Here is a 16,459-nt window from a genome sequence, read left to right as displayed (position 1 = left end):
GGCGCGAACCGGACGGCGATGGGTCATTCCGCCGCCGGCAGCGACTTCGGCCCGTCGGCCGGCGGCAATTGCCCGCCCGGCTGATGTTCGATCGCCGGCCGGTCGCCATCGCCCGGACGATAGGTGAGCAGCCGCCGCGACAGGCGCGGACCGACCCAGCGTTCCAGCCCGACCGCGAGGCTGAACGCGCCCGGCACGATCAGCAGCGTCAGCAGCGTCGACAGTGCCAGCCCGCCGATCACGGTGATGCCCATCGGCGCGCGAGACGATGCGTCGCCCGACAGCGCCATCGCGGTCGGCACCATGCCGGCGACCATGGCGACGGTGGTCATCACGATCGGCTGCGCACGCTTGTGCCCGGCATCGAGGATCGCGACCTCCTTGTCGACGCCCTTCTCCATTTCCTCCAGCGCGAAATCGATCAGCAGGATCGAGTTCTTGGCGACGATGCCGAGCAGCATCAGCAGCCCGATATAGACCGGCATCGAGATCGGGTTGCCCGTGATCCACAATGCCAGCAGCCCGCCCAGCGGTGCGAGGAACAGCGATCCCATGTTCACGAACGGCGGCATCACCCGCTTGTAAAGCAGCACCAGCACCGCGAAGACGAGGAGGATGCCCGAAATCACCGCGACGATGAAGTTGGTGATCATCTCGCTCTGCCACTTCGCCTGACCGACGGTCAGTTCGGTGACGCCCAGCGGCAGGTTCTGCATGATCGGCAGTTTGTGGATCGCCTCCAGCGCGACGCCCGACACCACGCCGGGGGCCAGATCGGCGCCGACGACCAGACGACGTTGCTGGTTGATGCGGTCGATCTTGGTCGGGCCGGCGCCGAAGCCGATATCGGCGACCACCGACAGCGGCACCGATCCGCCATTGCCGGTCGGGACCGGCAGGTTCTGGATCGTCGACAGCCGCGACCGGGCATCGCGCGACAGGGCGACGCGGATCGGGATCTGCCGGTCGGACAGCGAGAAGCGCGCGCTGTTCTGGTCGATATCGCCCAGCGTCGCGATGCGGATCGCCCCCGACAACGCGGCGGTGGTGACGCCGAGGCTGGCGGCAAGGTCGCTGCGCGGCCGGATGATGATCTCCGGCCGCTTCAGATCGCCCGACACGCGCGGGGCGACGACCATCGGCAGCTTTTCCATCTGCTTGACCAGCTGGTTCGCGGTTTCGTTCAGCTTGACCGGATCGTCGCCGCCCAGCGTGATCGACAGGTCGCGGCTCGACCCGCCCCAGCCGAATTGCGACCGGAAGGTTACCCGCGCATCGGGAATGGCGGCGAGCTGGGGGGCGAGGCCGCGTTCGAACTCGGTGCTCTTGGACTTGCGCATCGCGTCATAGGTCGCGTCGTCGACCAGCCCGAAGGTGTGGCGGACGCTTTGGCCGAAGCTCGGCTTGTCGAGCAGCTCGGCGGTCACCCGGCCGTTGCCGGCATAGCTCGACGAATAGACCGATTTGACCAGCGGTTGCGCCCGCAACAGATCCTCGACGCGCTTCACGACGACCGCGGTCTGTTCGAGGGTGGTGCCGGGCACCATTTCGACACTGGCGGTCACGCGGTCGCGGTCCTGCGGCGGCTGGAAGGTCTGCGGCAGGACCATGAACATGATGACGGTCAGCGTCAGTGCGACGGCGCCGCCGACGATCGTCGACCAGCGATGGCGCAGCGTCCAGCGCAGCACGCCCATATACCGGTCCATCAGCCAGCCTTCGCCATGGCTGGCGGATCCGTGCGCCTTCAGGAAATAGGCGGCGATCATCGGCGTGATGAGCCGCGCGACGGCAAGGCTCATCAGCACCGACGCGACGACGGTCAGGCCAAAATTCTTGAAGAACTGGCCCGAAATGCCCGGCATTAACCCGACCGGCAGGAAGACCGCGACGATCGCCATCGTCGTCGCCAGCACCGCGATGCCGATCTCGTCGGCCGCGTCGATCGATGCCTGATAGGCGGATTTGCCCATGCGCATGTGGCGGACGATGTTCTCGATCTCCACGATCGCATCGTCGACCAGCACCCCCGCGACCAGACTGAGCGCGAGCAGCGTCATCTGGTTGAGGGTGAAGCCCAGCATGTCCATGAACCAGAAGGCGGGAATCGCCGACAGCGGGATGGCGAGCGCAGAGATGATCGTCGCCCGCCAGTCGCGCAGGAACAGGAACACGACGACGATCGCGAGCAGCGCGCCCTCGACCATCGCGGTCATCGCCGAATGATACTGGATTTCGGTGAACTTCACCGAATTGGACAGCAGGGCGAAGCGAACCTGCGGATTGCGCTTCTGCAGGTCGGCAAGCTTCTTTTCCGCCTCGTGGAACACGGTCACGTCCGACGCGCCCTTGGCGCGCTTGATATCGAACGCCAGCACCGGGCGACCATTATATTCGGCGCGGCTGGTAGGTTCGGCATAGGCGTCGCGGACGTCGGCGATGTCGGCCAGCCGGACCGAGCGGCCACTGCCGACCGGCACCTGCGTCTGCGACAGGGCATAGGCGGTGGCGGCGTTGCCGAGCACGCGGACCGATTGCTGCGTGCCGGCGATTTCTGCCTGACCACCCGCCGCGTTCAGATTGACCTGGCGCAGCGCCTGATTGACCTGGCTGGCGGTCAGCCCCTGCGCCTGCAACCGGGCGGGGTCGAGCGTCACGCGGATTTCGCGGTCGACGCCGCCGACGCGTTCGACGGTCGCCATGCCCTCGATACCCAACAATTCCTTGGCGACGGTATTGTCGACGTACCAGCTGAGCTGTTCGGCGGTCATGTCGTCGGCGATCGCGGTCCACGACGCCAGATCCTTGTCGGTGGTATTCGCGCGGAAGACCTGCGGTTCGAGGATGCCGTCGGGCAACTGGCCGCGAATCTGGTTCACCGCTTCACGCACGTCGTTGACGGCGCGGTCGATCGGCGTGCCGATATCGAGCTGGATGACGGTCTGCGACGATCCTTCGGTAACGCTCGATTCGATCTGGTCGATGCCCTGCAGCGATCGCACCGCCGCCTCGACGCGCTGCGTCACCTGCGTTTCGAGTTCGGTAGGCGCAGCACCCGGCTGGGTAATCACGACGATCGCGACCGGGAATTCGATATCCGGGTCCTGGTTCACGTCCATGCGCATGAAGCTGACGATCCCGGCGATCGTCAGCGCGAGGAACAGCACCAGCGGCGGTACCGGGTTCCGGATCGACCATGCCGAAATGTTGCGAAAGCCCATGGCGCTATTCCTTGCGAGCGGAAGCGGCGGCGGCGCGTACCGGCACCACCTCCTGTCCGACATTCAGGAACGCGCCGGCGCTTGCGACCACGCGTTCGTCACCGATCAACCCGGAGGCGATCAGCGCACCTTCGTCCGACACTTCGGCGACGCGGACGTCGCGGCGGATCACCTTGTTCTGGGCATCGACCAGATAGACATAGCTGCCCTTGTCGTCGCTCAGCACCGCCGATTCGGGCAGCAGCGGCGCGGTCGAGGCACCCGCCGCGATGCGCGCGCTGGCAAAACCGCCGGGGCGCAGCGCCGGGTCGTAGTTCAGCGCGATCCGGGCGATACCCTGTCGCGTCTGCGGGTCGATGATCGGCGCGACCTGCCACACCTGCCCCTTGAACACGCGGGTATCGCCGACCGGCACGACCTGCGCCGCCGAACCGGCGCGGACATTGGCGAGATCGGCCTCGGACAGCTGCGCGCGCATTTCCATCTGCCCGCCCATCGCGATGCGGAACAGCACGCCGCTGCCGCTGCCGACGACCTGACCCGGCTCGACCGCGCGAGTCAGCACGAGGCCGGCGGCGGGCGCGCGGATGTCGAGGCGGCGGTTGCGCGCCTGCGTCTCGGCCAGCTGTGCCTGCGCCACCCGTACGCGGGCGTTGGCGGCGTCGCGGGTCGCGGTCTTGCGATCGATATCGGCCTTCGACACGAAGCCGCGCTCGACCAGCTGGTTCGAACGGTCGAGTTCGGTCTGCGCGATCTGCGCATCGGCGCGGGCGACGCGCACCTGCGCCGACAGCGATTCAGCGGTCTGCGCCTGGACCGAGCGATCGACGGTCGCCAACACTTGTCCGGCGCTTACCCAGCTGCCCGGCTCGACGAATACCCGCGTGACCAGACCGCCTTCGCCGACGACGCCGACCGGCATTTCCCGGCGGGCAGCGAGCGATCCGGTACCGGTGACCGCACGGGTCACCGTGTCGCGACCGGGAACCACCACCGTCACCTTGGGCAGCGTACCGCCGGCAGCGGCGGGCGGCGCACCCTGTGCGGCCGGCGCGTCGCCCCCCTTGCGACCGAATGCCCAGAAGGCACCGAGCAGGACGAGCAGGACGATCACGATCCCGACGATGACGGCACGGCGGCGCGAACGTTTCGCGCCGTCGGGTCCGGTCAGAAGCTGGCGGTCACCCGCGATCGACGTCGATTCGTAATTCATCCACCCCATCCTGTTGGAAGGCCCCCAGCCAATTCCATGCTGTATTACCCGAATACAGCACTTCCCTCAAGCATAGACATCGCGTTTTTCGATAAGCACGGCAAGGGCTGCATCGATTGCGTTCATGCGACGTTTTGCGGCGGATGCGTAACGACCGGTCGTTCGTCGTGACTATAGTCGAAAGGGAATTGTCGATGCTCCGTTCCGTCCTGATCCTTGCCGCCATCGGCACCGCACTTCCCGCCGCCGCGCAATCGACGGTGTCGGCGTCGGCGCCGGTCCTGACCGACGGGACGCTGCTCGACATCAGCGCGACCGGGAAGGCGACGCGCGTGCCCGACATCGCCACCATCCGCGCCGGGGTGGTCAGTCAGGCGGCGACGGCCGCGGCGGCGTTGTCGGACAACAGCCAGCGCATGACCCGCGTCGTCGCCGCGCTGCGCCGCGCCGGGGTCGCCGATCGCGATATCCAGACGGCCCAGATCCAGTTGCAGCCGCAATATCGCTATGCCGAAAACCAGCCCCCGGCGATCACCGGTTATCAGGCGAGCAACAGTGTCGCGGTCCGGTTCCGCGACGTGGCGAAGAGCGGCGCGATCCTTGATGCACTCGTGGCGCAGGGCGCGAACCAGATCGACGGGCCGACGCTGTCGGTCGATGCCGCCGATGCCGCGCTCGACGAAGCCCGCACCGACGCGATCCGCCGGGCGCGTACCCGTGCCGATCTCTATGCCCGCGCTGCCGGGCTGCGGGTCGACCGCATCCTGCTGATCGCGGAGGACGGCGGACAATTGCCGCAGCCGCCGATGCCGATGCTGCAAATGGCGCGCATGGTGAAAATGGCCGATTCGACGCCGGTCGCGGCGGGCGAACAGGATATGACGATCAATGTCTCGGTCCGCTTCCTGCTGCGGTGATCGCAGGCGGATCTCTCAACCGGGGAAGCCTCCTTCGTCATTCCCGCGAAGGCGGGAATCCATAGGCGCTTACGTTGGCGACACGGGCCGCGCCGGTAGCGTGTATGGACTCCCGCCTTCGCGGGAGTGATGGACGGTTATCGCGTAAACCGATCGACCACCTCGGCAGGCACGCGCAGCAGTCGCCCGCTCTGCCGGTCGAGCAATGCCCATGTCGTGCGGGCATCGACCTTCACCCGGCCATCCGTGCCGGTAAACCGCATCAGCCGGTCGAACCTCGCCCCCTTCGGTCCATCGGCGACCCAGGTTTCGGCGGTGACCGTTTCCCCGTCGAGGACGCTGCCGCGATAGTCGATTTCGTGGCGGGTGATGACCCAGACATAGGCCGCATGTTGTTCGGGCGTGGCCAGTGCGTGCCAGTGCGCGACCGCCACGTCCTGAATCCAGCGGACCCAGACGGCGTTGTTGACATGGCCCAGCTCATCGATGTCGTCGGGACCGGCGGTGATCTGTCGGGTGTAGCGAGGCGGGCTCATTGCGTAGGGGCGGTCGCAGGGCGCGGCTTCAGCCCGCTGGTCTGGATACGCCATGACCGTTGTTCGGCGGTCGCGCCGTCGATATCGCCGGTCCGGTGCAGCGTGATCGGCCCGGCGAGCGATACCGGCGTCCCGTCCCGCAACCGTCCGATTACCCGTACCGGTATGTCGATATAGCGTTGCCCGGCCCCGGCATCGATCCGGCCGGGCGTTCCGATCGTCGCGCGATACTCGGTGTATTTGGCGAAGGAATCGGCGAACGCCTTGGCCGACATGCCGGCCGCCTCGCCACGCCCGTTCCACAGGCGGTAGGCATCGTCATATCGCCCGCTGTCGATCGCGGCGAAATACCGGTTCAGCACCGCCACCGCTTCCTGTGGACCTGCTTCGGTCGCCATGGGATCGGGTGTGGCGACCGCGCGGACGTCATTGGCCGGGGGCGGGGCCGATACGCCGGGAATGCCGTCGCCGGGCGGCAATTTGGTTGACGGCGTCACCGGTGTCGGGGCACCGGCAACGGGGGTCGATTCGGCAGCAGCGACGGCGGCGTCGTTCGCCGCCGCCATCTCGTTACCCGCCTCGCCGCCGCCGCACGCCGACAGCAGCACCGCCAGCCCGGCAACCGCCGCCGTCCTCACGGTTCGATCGCGTCCCGATCGGCATCGGCAAGGTCGCCGTCTTCGGCCAGATTGTCCTCGTCGAAATCTTCCTGCAACTCGTCCTCGGCCTGATCGCCCTGCCCGGTGATCGTGACCGTCTCATCCTCTTCGGCGAGCTCGTCGTCGACCATGTCGAGTTCGTCCTCGTCCTCATCGTCGGACAGGCCGAGATCGGGTTCGAGGTCGGTCAGGATCGTGCCGTCGCTGGGTCCGTCGCGGGTCGCTTCGAGGATTTCGGCGCGCTGGCTTTCGTCATAGCCGTCCTCGTCATAGCCGTCGTCGCCCGACCCCTGACCATTTACCTGATGACCACCCATCGCGTGACTCCTGCTGGTTAGGACAGGGAAACCCGCCGCATCGCGCCCCGGTTCCTATCCGCGGCGGAACAGGCGGCCATGTTCGGTACGAAACACGACGAGCAGCGCGATCAGCCCAAGGAACAGGAACCCGCCATAGAGCGGCACGGTGGTCCCATCGAATGCCTGACCGATCAGCGCGCCCAGCACCGCGCCGCCCAGCATCGACACGAATCCCTGCAAGGACGAGGCGGTGCCGGCGATCGACCCCATATTCTCCATCGCCATCGCCGAAAAGTTGGAGGAGGCAAGACCGAAACAGGCCATCATGATCGCCTGCAGGATGATGAAGCTGGTGAGCGATTCGAGACCGGCGAGCGTGATGGCCAGATGGACCGCCGCAACCGCGACCAGCCCCAGCAAGGCGGCGTGCGAGATCAGCCGCGTGCCGAAGCGCATCACGATCCGCGAATTGAAGAACGACCCCGCCGCCATCGTGCCCGCGACGCAGGCGAACACGACCGTCAGCAGCTTCGGGCGGCCGAACGTCACTTCCATGATCTGCTGGATCGACCCGACGAAGCCGAACAGCCCGCCCGACAGCAGCGCCGCCGCGACGGTATAGCCGACCGCATACCGATCGCGCAGGACGATGCGATAACCGGCCATGATCCGGCTGGGGTCGAGCGGCGCGCGGTCCGATTCGGCCAGCGTTTCGGGCATCCGCAGCACGAACCACGCGAACACCGCGGCGGTGACGATCGCGATCCCGCCGAAGATCCAGCGCCACGATGCGAAGGCGAGCACGAACTGGCCGAAGGTCGGCGCCAGCACCGGGGCGGCCATGAAGAAGATGAAGGCAAGGCTCATGACCCGCGCCATCGCCCGCCCCGAATAACAGTCGCGCACCAGCGCCACGGTGACCACGCGTCCGCCCGCCACCGCCGCGCCCGATGCGAAACGTGCGATCAGCAGCAGCAGGAAGCTGCCCGATACCGCCGCGACCAGATTGGTGATCGTGCTCGCGATCAGCGCAAAGATCAGCACCGGCCGCCGGCCATAGCGATCGGCGAGCGGACCATAGGCCAGCTGCGCGATCGAAAAGCCGAGCAGGAACGAGGTGACGACGAACTGCCGCGTATTGGGTTCGGCGACGCCCAGCGCGTCGCCGATCGCGGGCAGCGCGGGCAGCATCGAATCGATGCCCAGCGCGGTCAACGCCATCAGCGCCGCGATCAGCGTCACGAACTCCCCGAACGGCAACGGCGAACGGTCCGCCGACCCGGCGCCGTCAGGTGCGGGGGTGGCGGCAGCCGACGCGGCGGCGGTGTCAGGCGACAGGGGATCGGATCGTTGTTGCATCGCATCATCCCCATGCCGGAACTCGGGCGCTGCGTCACGCAAAGGATGACCCTGTTCGTGGGCGGGCCGGGCGTCTATCTTCATGGCTTCGTTCCGGTATCTTTCAGGATTTGAGACCCATGGCCGACACGCCGCTTTCGCAGGTTCCGTTGATTTCAATGGCGCAAGCGGATCAGGACCCCGATGGCTTTGCCCGCGATTTCGGCGGCTCGTTCCAACGCTTCGGTTTCGCGATGGTATCCGACCATGGTGTCGATAGCGACATCATCGACCGCGCATGGGCGATGACGAAGGCGTTCTTCGACCTGCCCGAGGCGGAAAAGCGCGGCTATTTCGTCGAGGGCGGCGGCGGTGCGCGCGGCTATACCCCGTTCAAGACCGAGATCGCCAAGGGCGCGACCCATGTCGATCTGAAGGAATTCTGGCATGTCGGCCGCGAACTTGCCGCCGGGCACCGCTATGGCGACGTCATGCCCGCCAATGTCTGGCCCGACCGGCCGGAGGGGTTTCGCGAGGCGTTCCTCGACCTGTTCGCCGCGCTGGATGCGGCGGGCGACCGGCTGTTGTCGGCGATCGCGCGCTATCTCGGGCTGGCGCCGAACTGGTTCGATCCTGCGGTCAAGGACGGCAATTCGGTGCTGCGCCTGCTCCACTATCCGCCGGTTGCGGCCGATGCGCCCGAAGTGCGCGCCGGCGCGCATGAGGACATCAACCTTATCACCCTGTTGCTGGGGGCGGAGGAAGCGGGTCTCGAACTGCTCGACCGCGACGGGCGCTGGCTGCCGGTCGCACCGCCGCCGGGGGCAATGGTCGTCAATGTCGGGGACATGCTGCAACGTCTGACCAACCATGTCCTGCCCTCGACCACCCACCGCGTCGTCAATCCGGCCCCCGAACGGCGCGGCCATTCGCGCTATTCGATGCCGTTCTTCCTGCATCCCGCCCCCGATTTCCTGATTGAGACGCTGCCGGGCTGTATCTCGGACGAACGCCCCAATCGCTACGAAACGCCGATCACCGCCCACGACTATCTCTACCAGCGGCTGGTCGAGATCGGGCTGATCAAGCCGTAAGCCGTGCTCCCTGTCATTCCCGCGAAGGCGGGAATCCACGAACGCTGTCGTCACGGTTCGTTCGAAACGCTGGCGTCTATGGATCCCCGCCTGCGCGGGGATGACGATGGGTGTACCCAACACCCTTTCCCTCCCGCGTCGCACCCATTAGAGATACGAAACCGGCCGGGGCGACGCTCCGGCCGCAATTTTATGTCGCAACGAACCGAGGATATCATGACCGAACCGCTCCGCGTCGCCATTGCCGGCCTTGGAACCGTGGGTGCGGGCGTGATTCGGTTGATCGAAACCAACGGCGCGCTGATCGCACGCCGGGCCGGTCGCCCGATCGAGGTCGTCGCGGTATCGGCGCGGGACCGCAGCCGCGATCGTGGCGTCGACCTGTCGCGCTACCAATGGGTCGACGACACCGCCGCGCTGGTGCAGGCGGGCGATGCCGATGTCGTGGTCGAACTGATCGGCGGATCGGATGGCCCGGCACTGACGCTGGCGCGCGGCGCGTTGGCAGCGGGCAAGAGCTTCGTCACCGCCAACAAGGCGATGATCGCGCATCACGGCCTCGAACTGGCGAAGGCCGCCGAGGGCAAGGGTGTCGCGCTGAAGTTCGAGGCGGCGGTCGCGGGCGGCGTGCCGGTCGTCAAGGGCCTGCGCGAAGGGGCGGCGGCCAACGAGATTTTGCAGGTCTTCGGCATCCTCAACGGCACCTGCAACTTCATCCTGTCGAAGATGGAGGCCGAGGGGCGTGATTTCGCCGAGGTGCTGGCCGAGGCGCAGGCGCTGGGCTTTGCCGAAGCCGATCCGAGCTTCGACATCGACGGCGTCGATGCCGCGCACAAGCTGTCGATCCTCGCCAGCCTTGCCTTCAATACGCAGCCGGCGTTCGATGCGGTGGCGGTCACCGGCATCCGCCACGTGCTGGCCGCCGATATCGCCGAAGCGGCGGCACTCGGCTATCGCATCCGGCTGGTCGGAGTGGGGGAAGCGGGGCCGCGCGGGCTGTTCCAGCGGGTCCATCCGCACCTCGTGCCGCTCGACCACCCGCTGGCGCATGTTACCGGGTCGCTGAATGCCGTGGTCGCCGAGGGTAATTTCGTCGGGCGGCTGTTCTTTCAGGGGCGCGGTGCCGGCGATGGGCCGACGGCCAGCGCGGTGGTCGCCGACCTGATCGACATTGCCCGTGGCGAATTCGGCCCGCCCTATGCGATGCCGGTCGCCGATCTGACCCCGGCGGCCCCCGAACCGACCGGCGACCGTCGCGGGCGCGCCTATCTGCGGTTGCAGGTCACCGACAAGGTCGGCGTCCTCGCCGAAATCGCCGCGGCGATGCGCGATGCCGGCGTGTCGATCGAAAGCCTGATACAGCGCGGCGCGAATGCCGATGGCAGCGTGCTGGTGGCGATCGTCACGCATGAAGGGCCGGAGCGCAGCGTCGCGCAGGCGCTGGAGAAGCTGGAAAGCTCGACCAGCGTGCTCGGCCGACCGATGTGGATGCACGTGCTGGGCGCGTGAGCGTCGCATTGTAGCATGCTGTCGCGATTGTCGCGGGTACCGGATCGCCGCCTGAATTTGGCGACCGGCGTATGTCCCTAGGAACCGTGGACAAAGCTTGACGGCGTGATGTGCCACTGATTCAAGGCTGCCATTTGGAGGCAGGCTTGGGCGAGCGGATCGGTTTGCCGGATGAGGAATGGTCGCTGATCGGGCCGCTGCTACCGGCCGAGCGTGGACGAGGCTGTCGTCCCGCTGGTGACAACCGGCCCTTCTTCGAAGGTATGATGTGGATTGCGCGGACGGGTGCGCAGTGGCGGCATCTGCCGGAGGAATATGGCAAGTGGAACAGCGTGTTCCGCCGCTATCGTCGCTGGGTGACGACAGGCGTGTTCGAGGCCATGCTGGAGACGCTGGCCGGCGCGGTCGAACGCGATGGCCGGGCCGACATGATCGACAGTACGGTTGTCCGGGCGCATCATTGTGCCGTGGGCATAAAAAAGGGACTGGCGCGGCCGAGGCGCTTGGCCGATCGCGAGGCGGCTTCACCACCAAACTCCATGCCCGCTGCGATGTCAGAGGTCGCCCGCTCGCCTTTGTCCTGACACCGGGCCAAGCACACGACACGCAAGGCTTTGGACCATTGATGCGCATGATCGCCGACCGGATCGACGCTCTGCTTGCAGATAAAGGCTATGACAGCGACGCGGTTCGCGACACCCTGGCCAGCATGAACATTGAGGCCGTGATACCGGCTCGGCGCAACCGTCGTAAACCGGCTGCGCATGATCGGACCAAGTACCGCTGGCGCAATCAGGTCGAGCGTCTGTTCAACAAACTTAAGAATTGGCGACGGATCGCAACCCGCTACGACAAAACGGCAGAGTCCTACATCGGCTTCGTCAACCTCGCATCAGTCCTGCTCTGGCTACCCTTTGTCCACGATGCCTAGGCCAAATCAACATTCATCTGTCAGGCCAGTGCACTACTCCCCTCCCTGACAAGGGAGGGGCTGGGGGTGGGTCGGTCTGGGGCTGGCGAGATGCTCTTGTCGGGGAGGGGAGAAGTTGAAACCTTACTGAATGTCGGTCGGCCCTAGGGTCACCGATGCAAGCCGGGTAAGGCACGCAACGTCCGCATTCCCGGTAACGCCGCAAGACAGCTACCGGTCAGCGAACCGTCTTCACGGCAGCGGGACGTTCGCCTCGGCATCGCGCCGTGCGCGACGTTCCGCCCGCGCGGCATTGGCGCGCTGGACGAAGCATCCGGTCTGCCCGCCGACACCGGCGGTCGAGCAGCTGCCGATTCCGCTTGCGCCCGCGTTCAGATTGTCCTCGACCCGGGTGGCCCAGCTTTCGCCGTCGCGGGTCGGTTCGCCGTCGCGTAATTCCTTGGGAATGCGGAACCGTTCCTGTTCGCCACGGCGAACGCAGACCACGATCTCCTCACCATCGGCGTTGGTCGGGCATTTGTCATTGCCATAGATCACGAGCGTGCCGTTGCGGACCTGCGCATCGGCGGGCACTGCCGGCATGGCAAAGGCGACGATCGCGGCGGCACCGGCCAGAAACATGCGGGTCATCACAAAATCCTCCTGTCGGGGTAACGCCCCGACGATCAAATGCGTTTCGAAACTTCGATGGCGATGCGGCAGCCCGCGCGGATCGCCGCCGACAGCAGGGGATAAGCGGGCGCGCGTTCGGCACCGTGTGCCAGCGCCGCTTCCTTATGCTCCAGCTCCTCGGCCTGGAATTTACGGATCGCGGCCCCGAGTTCGGGATCGTCGTCGCCCAGTTCGGTGAGCTGATCCTCATAATGCTTGTCGATCTCGGTCTCGACGGCGGCGGTGCACGCCATCGCCGCCTCCGGCCCGAGCGCCGCCGTCGCCGCCCCCAGCGCAAAACCGGCAACGTCCCAGATCGGCTGGATGATCGTCGGCCGCACGCCGCGTTCGGCGATCAGCGCGTCGAAATAGGCGCGGTGCTCGGCCTCCTGCAACGCCATGCCCTGGATCGCCGCCGACATCGGGCTGCGGTCGCCCATCACCGCCAGCTGGCCGGCATAGATGCGCGTCGCGCCATATTCACCCGCCTGATCGACGCGGATCATGGATCGGACACCGCCGGGCCGGGGATCGCCGGGTCGCCACTTGCTCATGTCCGCCTCCGTGTCGCCAGCATCAGCACCACCAACGCACCGGTGATTGAAAAGATCGCGTTGAATCCGGCCAGCGAGATGCCGAGGACCGACCATTGCGGCACGTCGCAGCGCACCACCGGTTGCCGCACGATCGCCGCCAGCAAATCGCCGCCGGTCGCATGCAGCGTGTTCGCGCAGGTCGTGACGCCTTGCCACCAGTGATATTCGACGCCGGCGTGGAACACCCCGATTAGCCCGCTGGCCAAGATGCCCAGCGCGGCAAGGATTACCAGCAGCCGTTTCGCCGAGGTACGCGGCGCGAAGAACGACAGCGCCGCCAGCACTATCGCCGCATAATGCGGCCAGCGCTGCCAATGGCACATCTCGCACGGATACAGCCCGCCCAGATATTGCGAGCCAAGCGCTCCCGCGATCAGCGTCAGCGGCAGCAGCAGCGCGATCCAGCGCGCAAGCGGCAGGTCGTTGGCGCGCATCGGTTCAGCGCTTGCCCGGCTTGGGTGCGGCGGCGGCCATCCGCGTCGTCGGACCGACCCGGCCCATCGTTTGCAACGCATAATAGAGCTGGAAATCGTCGACGCCGCGCTTCTTCAGCGATTCGGCGGTTTCGGCGAAGCGCGGATCGTCCTTCGTATCTTCGGTCAGGGTCTTGTCGTCGATGCCGGCTTCGTTGACCAGATGCCGGCGCAGATCGGCCTCGCGGTACACCGGACGGCTCTTGTAATCGGGGTCCGAAATCTGCGGTACCTTCAGGTCGGGGTCGATACCGCCTTCCTGTACCGATCGACCCGATGGCGTGTGATAGCGTGCGGTGGTCAGGCGCAGCGCGGTATTCTTCGACAGGTCGAAGATCGACTGGACCGATCCCTTGCCGAAGCTGCGCTCGCCCATCACGATCGCGCGGTGATGGTCCTGCAACGCGCCGGCGACGATCTCCGACGCCGATGCCGTCCCCGGATTGGTTAGCACGATGATCGGCAACCCCTGCGCCAGATCGCCCGGCACCATTTCCTCGGCGAAATAGCGTTCGGTATCCGCCTTGTCGCGGCCACGCTGCGACACGATCTCGCCGCGCGCAAGGAAGGTGTCGGACACCTCGATCGCCTGCGTCAGCAGGCCGCCGCCATTGTCGCGCAGGTCGATGACATAGCCCTTGGGCTTGTGGCCCAGCGCCTTGTCGATCCCGGCGATCGCGGCGCGGGTATCGGCCCCGGTCGTCTCGCTGAAGGTGTTGATGTTGATGACGCCGATGCCGTCCTTCACTTCCCACTTCACCGGCTTCTGCACGATCGTGCTGCGCACCAGCGTCAGTTCGATCGGCTTGTCGCGGCCGGGGCGGACGATGGTCAGCGATACCTTCGACCCCGTCGGCCCGCGCATCTGCGCGACCGCTTCGTCCAGCGTTCCGCCGACGATCAGCTTGCCGTCGACATGGGTGATATAGTCGCCCGACTTGATGCCCGCGCGCGCCGCCGGCGTATCCTCGGTTGGGGTGATGACCTTGACCGCGCCGTCCTCCATCGTGACCGACAGGCCGAGGCCGGAATAATTGCCGCTCGTGGCGATGCGCAGATTTTCGAAATCCTTGGCGTCGAGATAGCTGGAATGCGGGTCGAGCGCGGCCAGCATGCCGCGCATCGCCCCTTCCATCAGCGTCTTGTCGTCGACCTTGTCGACGTAACTCGCCTTCACCCGGTTATAGACGTCCATGAAGTTATCGAGTTCGCGAAAGCTGCCGGCATCGGCCTGCGCCATCGCGCCGGTCGCGACGGGGACCAGCGCCAGCGCGCCGACGATCGCGGTAGCCTGAAGAAACGGACGGGACATACGCATATAGGCTTGATGCTTTCGACTGCGGTACGGAAGCCACACTAGCTGGAAATCGTCCGGCGATCAAAGCGGCGATGGCCTGAACCGGAGATGGACGACGCGGGGCCGGATGCAAGCGGTTTTCGGCCCTCGCTACAGCATTGCGGCCAGATCGACGGGCACGCCGTGGCGCCGCAGTTCGACGGTCACCGGCGATTCCCCGCCCGGCGCGCGCCCGATCACCGTTCCCGCGCGCACATGCGCGCCGACCGGACCGGCGCTGGCGGCAAGACCGGTGATCGCCGTCGTCCAGCCGCCGCCATGGTCGAGGATGATGACCCGCCGATAGCCGCGAAACCGCTTGCTGAACGCGATGGTGCCGGCCGCCGGCGCGACGACGACAGCCCCCGGTGGAACGGTCAGCGTGACGCCGCGCGCACGCACCCCGCTGTCGCTGATTTCACCGAATCCTGCGGCGACGATCCCCGCGACCGGCAGGCGATAGGCAGGCGGGGGCAGGGGCGATGCGCCGGTTTCGGGGCGCGGCAGCGGTCCCCGCAACGCGGCCAGCGCGGCGCGGGTATCGCTGACCTCGCCCAGTTCCTCCAGCGAATCGACGATGTCGCGCGCCTGTTCGCCCAGCGCGATCGCCCGGTCCGATTCGACCAGCGCCCCGCGCGCCAGCACCCGCGAGCGCAGCCGTTGTGCCGCCTCTGCCTGCACCAGTGCCAGTCGTTCGCTTTCCAGTCGCGCGTTGCTCGCCGCCAGCGCGGTCAGCGCCGTGCCGGCTTGCGAGCGCAGCCGCGCGGCATCGGCGATGGCGGTGCGCACCGCGGCGGTACGCTGCTGCATCGCCGGCACCACGGTGCCGAGCACCGCGCGGACATGGACCAGATCGTCGGTCGACCCCGGCTGCGCGACGGCCAGCCATGCGGGACGACTGGCCAGCGACTGCAACGCCCCGACCAGCCGCGCGACCGGAGCCTGCCGGGCGGCCAGTTCGCTACGCCGCCGGGCGAGCAGTTCCCCGATCAGGGCAACGCGCGCCTGCGCCGCCCGGCGATCCGCTTCGGCAGCAGTGATGCGCGCGGCGAGCGCGGCCTGCGCGGCACGACTGCGTTCGGCCCCGGCGCTGGCGGCACGGGCGGCACGGTCGAGCTGTTGCGATCGGACGCTGGCTGCCGCCGCCGCCCGGCGCGCGCTTTCCAGCCGCTCGCGCCCGCTGGCGACCGGGTCATCCTGCGCCCACGCCGCCGCGCCCGCCAGCGCGGCCAGCCCGGCGATCAGGGCGAAGGCGCGCCTCATCCTTCGCGGTGATACGGGTGGCCGGCGAGGATGCTGGTCGCGCGCCACAATTGTTCGGCCAGCATCGCCCGTGCCATCAGATGCGGCCATGTCGCCCGGCCGAACGCCAGCAACAGATCGGCCTGTGCCCGCTGCGCATCGTCGAAGCCATCGGCGGCACCCAGCAGGAACCGGGTTTCGCGCACGCCATCGTCGCGCCAGCGGCCAAGCTGCGTCGCGAACGCCAGCGACGGCAGGTCGCGGCCCTTTTCATCCAGCATCACGATGCGCGTGCCCGGATCGACCGGCGGGATCTTGCCGCCGGTATCGGGCAGTTCGGTGATCCGGGTCGGCCAGCCGACCCGCTTGAGATAGCGGTCGATCAGTTCGGCTTCGGGGCCACGCCCGATCCGCCCGCGCGCGACGATATGCAGCAGCACGGGC

The 16,459-nt window shown here is 67.1% G+C and carries 15 protein-coding genes and 1 pseudogene; 4 read left to right on the top strand and 12 right to left on the bottom strand.

What is annotated here, in order from left to right:
* Positions 1-23 precede the first annotated feature (23 nt).
* Positions 24-3,221 carry an efflux RND transporter permease subunit gene (locus ASE91_RS03815; RefSeq protein WP_056001123.1) on the bottom strand — a complete coding sequence of 1,066 codons (3,198 nt, stop codon included), beginning with the start codon at positions 3,219-3,221 and terminating at the stop codon, positions 24-26.
* A 4-nt stretch (positions 3,222-3,225) separates the two neighbouring features.
* Positions 3,226-4,434: an efflux RND transporter periplasmic adaptor subunit gene (locus tag ASE91_RS03810; RefSeq protein WP_056622793.1), complete on the bottom strand. Its 1,209-nt coding sequence runs from the start codon at positions 4,432-4,434 to the stop codon at positions 3,226-3,228.
* 194 nt (positions 4,435-4,628) lie between these two features.
* On the opposite strand from ASE91_RS03810, the gene ASE91_RS03805 reads away from it, so the two are divergent.
* Complete coding sequence (locus ASE91_RS03805) at positions 4,629-5,351, top strand: SIMPL domain-containing protein (protein ID WP_162233614.1); 723 nt, start codon at positions 4,629-4,631, stop codon at positions 5,349-5,351.
* Positions 5,352-5,488: 137 nt separating this feature from the next.
* On the opposite strand, the gene ASE91_RS03800 is transcribed toward ASE91_RS03805, so the two are convergent.
* The 4 genes from ASE91_RS03800 to ASE91_RS03785 are packed head-to-tail and all read right to left on the bottom strand — an operon-like array spanning position 5,489 to position 8,204.
* Positions 5,489-5,887, bottom strand: coding sequence for an acyl-CoA thioesterase (locus ASE91_RS03800; RefSeq protein WP_056622788.1), 399 nt, complete (start codon positions 5,885-5,887; stop codon positions 5,489-5,491).
* A complete protein-coding gene (locus tag ASE91_RS03795) occupies positions 5,884-6,525 on the bottom strand; it encodes a hypothetical protein (RefSeq protein ID WP_056622785.1) in 642 nt (213 codons plus the stop codon). The genes ASE91_RS03800 and ASE91_RS03795 overlap by 4 nt, the downstream gene beginning before the upstream one ends.
* Positions 6,522-6,863 carry a hypothetical protein gene (locus ASE91_RS03790; protein WP_056001134.1) on the bottom strand — a complete coding sequence of 114 codons (342 nt, stop codon included), beginning with the start codon at positions 6,861-6,863 and terminating at the stop codon, positions 6,522-6,524. The genes ASE91_RS03795 and ASE91_RS03790 overlap by 4 nt, the downstream gene beginning before the upstream one ends.
* Positions 6,864-6,917: 54 nt before the next feature.
* The gene (locus tag ASE91_RS03785) at positions 6,918-8,204 is read right to left on the bottom strand and encodes a multidrug effflux MFS transporter (RefSeq protein ID WP_056622783.1); all 1,287 of its coding nucleotides are present in this window, start codon (positions 8,202-8,204) and stop codon (positions 6,918-6,920) included.
* A gap of 119 nt (positions 8,205-8,323) precedes the next feature.
* Here ASE91_RS03785 and ASE91_RS03780 point away from each other — a divergent pair, with 119 nt between their 5' ends.
* From ASE91_RS03780 to ASE91_RS21005, 3 genes and pseudogenes are all read left to right on the top strand, one after another.
* Entirely contained in the window at positions 8,324-9,277 is a 954-nt protein-coding gene (locus ASE91_RS03780) for an isopenicillin N synthase family dioxygenase (RefSeq protein ID WP_056622781.1), read from the top strand.
* A 216-nt stretch (positions 9,278-9,493) separates the two neighbouring features.
* Positions 9,494-10,786, top strand: a complete 1,293-nt coding sequence (locus ASE91_RS03775) for a homoserine dehydrogenase (protein WP_056623036.1) — start codon at positions 9,494-9,496, stop codon at positions 10,784-10,786.
* 110 nt (positions 10,787-10,896) lie between these two features.
* Positions 10,897-11,717, top strand: a pseudogene (locus tag ASE91_RS21005) (IS5 family transposase).
* Positions 11,718-11,948: 231 nt separating this feature from the next.
* Here ASE91_RS21005 and ASE91_RS03760 read toward each other — a convergent pair.
* The 6 genes from ASE91_RS03760 to ASE91_RS03735 form a co-directional block, all read right to left on the bottom strand.
* A complete protein-coding gene (locus ASE91_RS03760; RefSeq protein ID WP_056622779.1) occupies positions 11,949-12,347 on the bottom strand; it encodes a hypothetical protein in 399 nt (132 codons plus the stop codon).
* Between the two features lie 35 nt (positions 12,348-12,382).
* Positions 12,383-12,922: a demethoxyubiquinone hydroxylase family protein gene (locus ASE91_RS03755; RefSeq protein WP_056622776.1), complete on the bottom strand. Its 540-nt coding sequence runs from the start codon at positions 12,920-12,922 to the stop codon at positions 12,383-12,385.
* Positions 12,919-13,398 carry a disulfide bond formation protein B gene (locus ASE91_RS03750; RefSeq protein ID WP_056622773.1) on the bottom strand — a complete coding sequence of 160 codons (480 nt, stop codon included), beginning with the start codon at positions 13,396-13,398 and terminating at the stop codon, positions 12,919-12,921. The genes ASE91_RS03755 and ASE91_RS03750 overlap by 4 nt, the downstream gene beginning before the upstream one ends.
* 4 nt (positions 13,399-13,402) lie before the next feature.
* Positions 13,403-14,749 (bottom strand): S41 family peptidase, encoded by a 1,347-nt coding sequence (locus ASE91_RS03745; RefSeq protein WP_056396423.1) that lies wholly within the window; start codon positions 14,747-14,749, stop codon positions 13,403-13,405.
* Between the two features lie 135 nt (positions 14,750-14,884).
* Positions 14,885-16,036: a murein hydrolase activator EnvC family protein gene (locus tag ASE91_RS03740; RefSeq protein ID WP_082453786.1), complete on the bottom strand. Its 1,152-nt coding sequence runs from the start codon at positions 16,034-16,036 to the stop codon at positions 14,885-14,887.
* Complete coding sequence (locus ASE91_RS03735) at positions 16,033-16,455, bottom strand: 23S rRNA (pseudouridine(1915)-N(3))-methyltransferase RlmH (protein WP_056001154.1); 423 nt, start codon at positions 16,453-16,455, stop codon at positions 16,033-16,035. Before ASE91_RS03735 ends, ASE91_RS03740 begins: the two co-directional genes overlap by 4 nt.
* Between the last annotated feature and the right edge of the window lie 4 nt (positions 16,456-16,459).

Origin of the sequence: Sphingomonas sp. Leaf62, assembly GCF_001421915.1 — a bacterium.
Taxonomy (GTDB): Bacteria; Pseudomonadota; Alphaproteobacteria; order Sphingomonadales; family Sphingomonadaceae; genus Sphingomonas.
Note: the sequence above shows the minus strand (reverse complement) of the source record. Positions and strands in the feature narration are given on the sequence as shown.

What these genes read in the sequence shown, in the direction of transcription:
- ASE91_RS03815 (WP_056001123.1), bottom strand. Translation starts at nt 3,221, where the DNA reads ATGGGCTTTCGCAACATTTCGGCATGGTCGATCCGGAACCCGGTACCG.
- ASE91_RS03810 (WP_056622793.1), bottom strand. Translation starts at nt 4,434, where the DNA reads ATGAATTACGAATCGACGTCGATCGCGGGTGACCGCCAGCTTCTGACC.
- ASE91_RS03805 (WP_162233614.1), top strand. Translation starts at nt 4,629, where the DNA reads ATGCTCCGTTCCGTCCTGATCCTTGCCGCCATCGGCACCGCACTTCCC.
- ASE91_RS03800 (WP_056622788.1), bottom strand. Translation starts at nt 5,887, where the DNA reads ATGAGCCCGCCTCGCTACACCCGACAGATCACCGCCGGTCCCGACGAC.
- ASE91_RS03790 (WP_056001134.1), bottom strand. Translation starts at nt 6,863, where the DNA reads ATGGGTGGTCATCAGGTAAATGGTCAGGGGTCGGGCGACGACGGCTAT.
- ASE91_RS03785 (WP_056622783.1), bottom strand. Translation starts at nt 8,204, where the DNA reads ATGCAACAACGATCCGATCCCCTGTCGCCTGACACCGCCGCCGCGTCG.
- ASE91_RS03780 (WP_056622781.1), top strand. Translation starts at nt 8,324, where the DNA reads ATGGCCGACACGCCGCTTTCGCAGGTTCCGTTGATTTCAATGGCGCAA.
- ASE91_RS03775 (WP_056623036.1), top strand. Translation starts at nt 9,494, where the DNA reads ATGACCGAACCGCTCCGCGTCGCCATTGCCGGCCTTGGAACCGTGGGT.
- ASE91_RS03760 (WP_056622779.1), bottom strand. Translation starts at nt 12,347, where the DNA reads ATGACCCGCATGTTTCTGGCCGGTGCCGCCGCGATCGTCGCCTTTGCC.
- ASE91_RS03755 (WP_056622776.1), bottom strand. Translation starts at nt 12,922, where the DNA reads ATGAGCAAGTGGCGACCCGGCGATCCCCGGCCCGGCGGTGTCCGATCC.
- ASE91_RS03750 (WP_056622773.1), bottom strand. Translation starts at nt 13,398, where the DNA reads ATGCGCGCCAACGACCTGCCGCTTGCGCGCTGGATCGCGCTGCTGCTG.
- ASE91_RS03745 (WP_056396423.1), bottom strand. Translation starts at nt 14,749, where the DNA reads ATGTCCCGTCCGTTTCTTCAGGCTACCGCGATCGTCGGCGCGCTGGCG.
- ASE91_RS03740 (WP_082453786.1), bottom strand. Translation starts at nt 16,036, where the DNA reads ATGAGGCGCGCCTTCGCCCTGATCGCCGGGCTGGCCGCGCTGGCGGGC.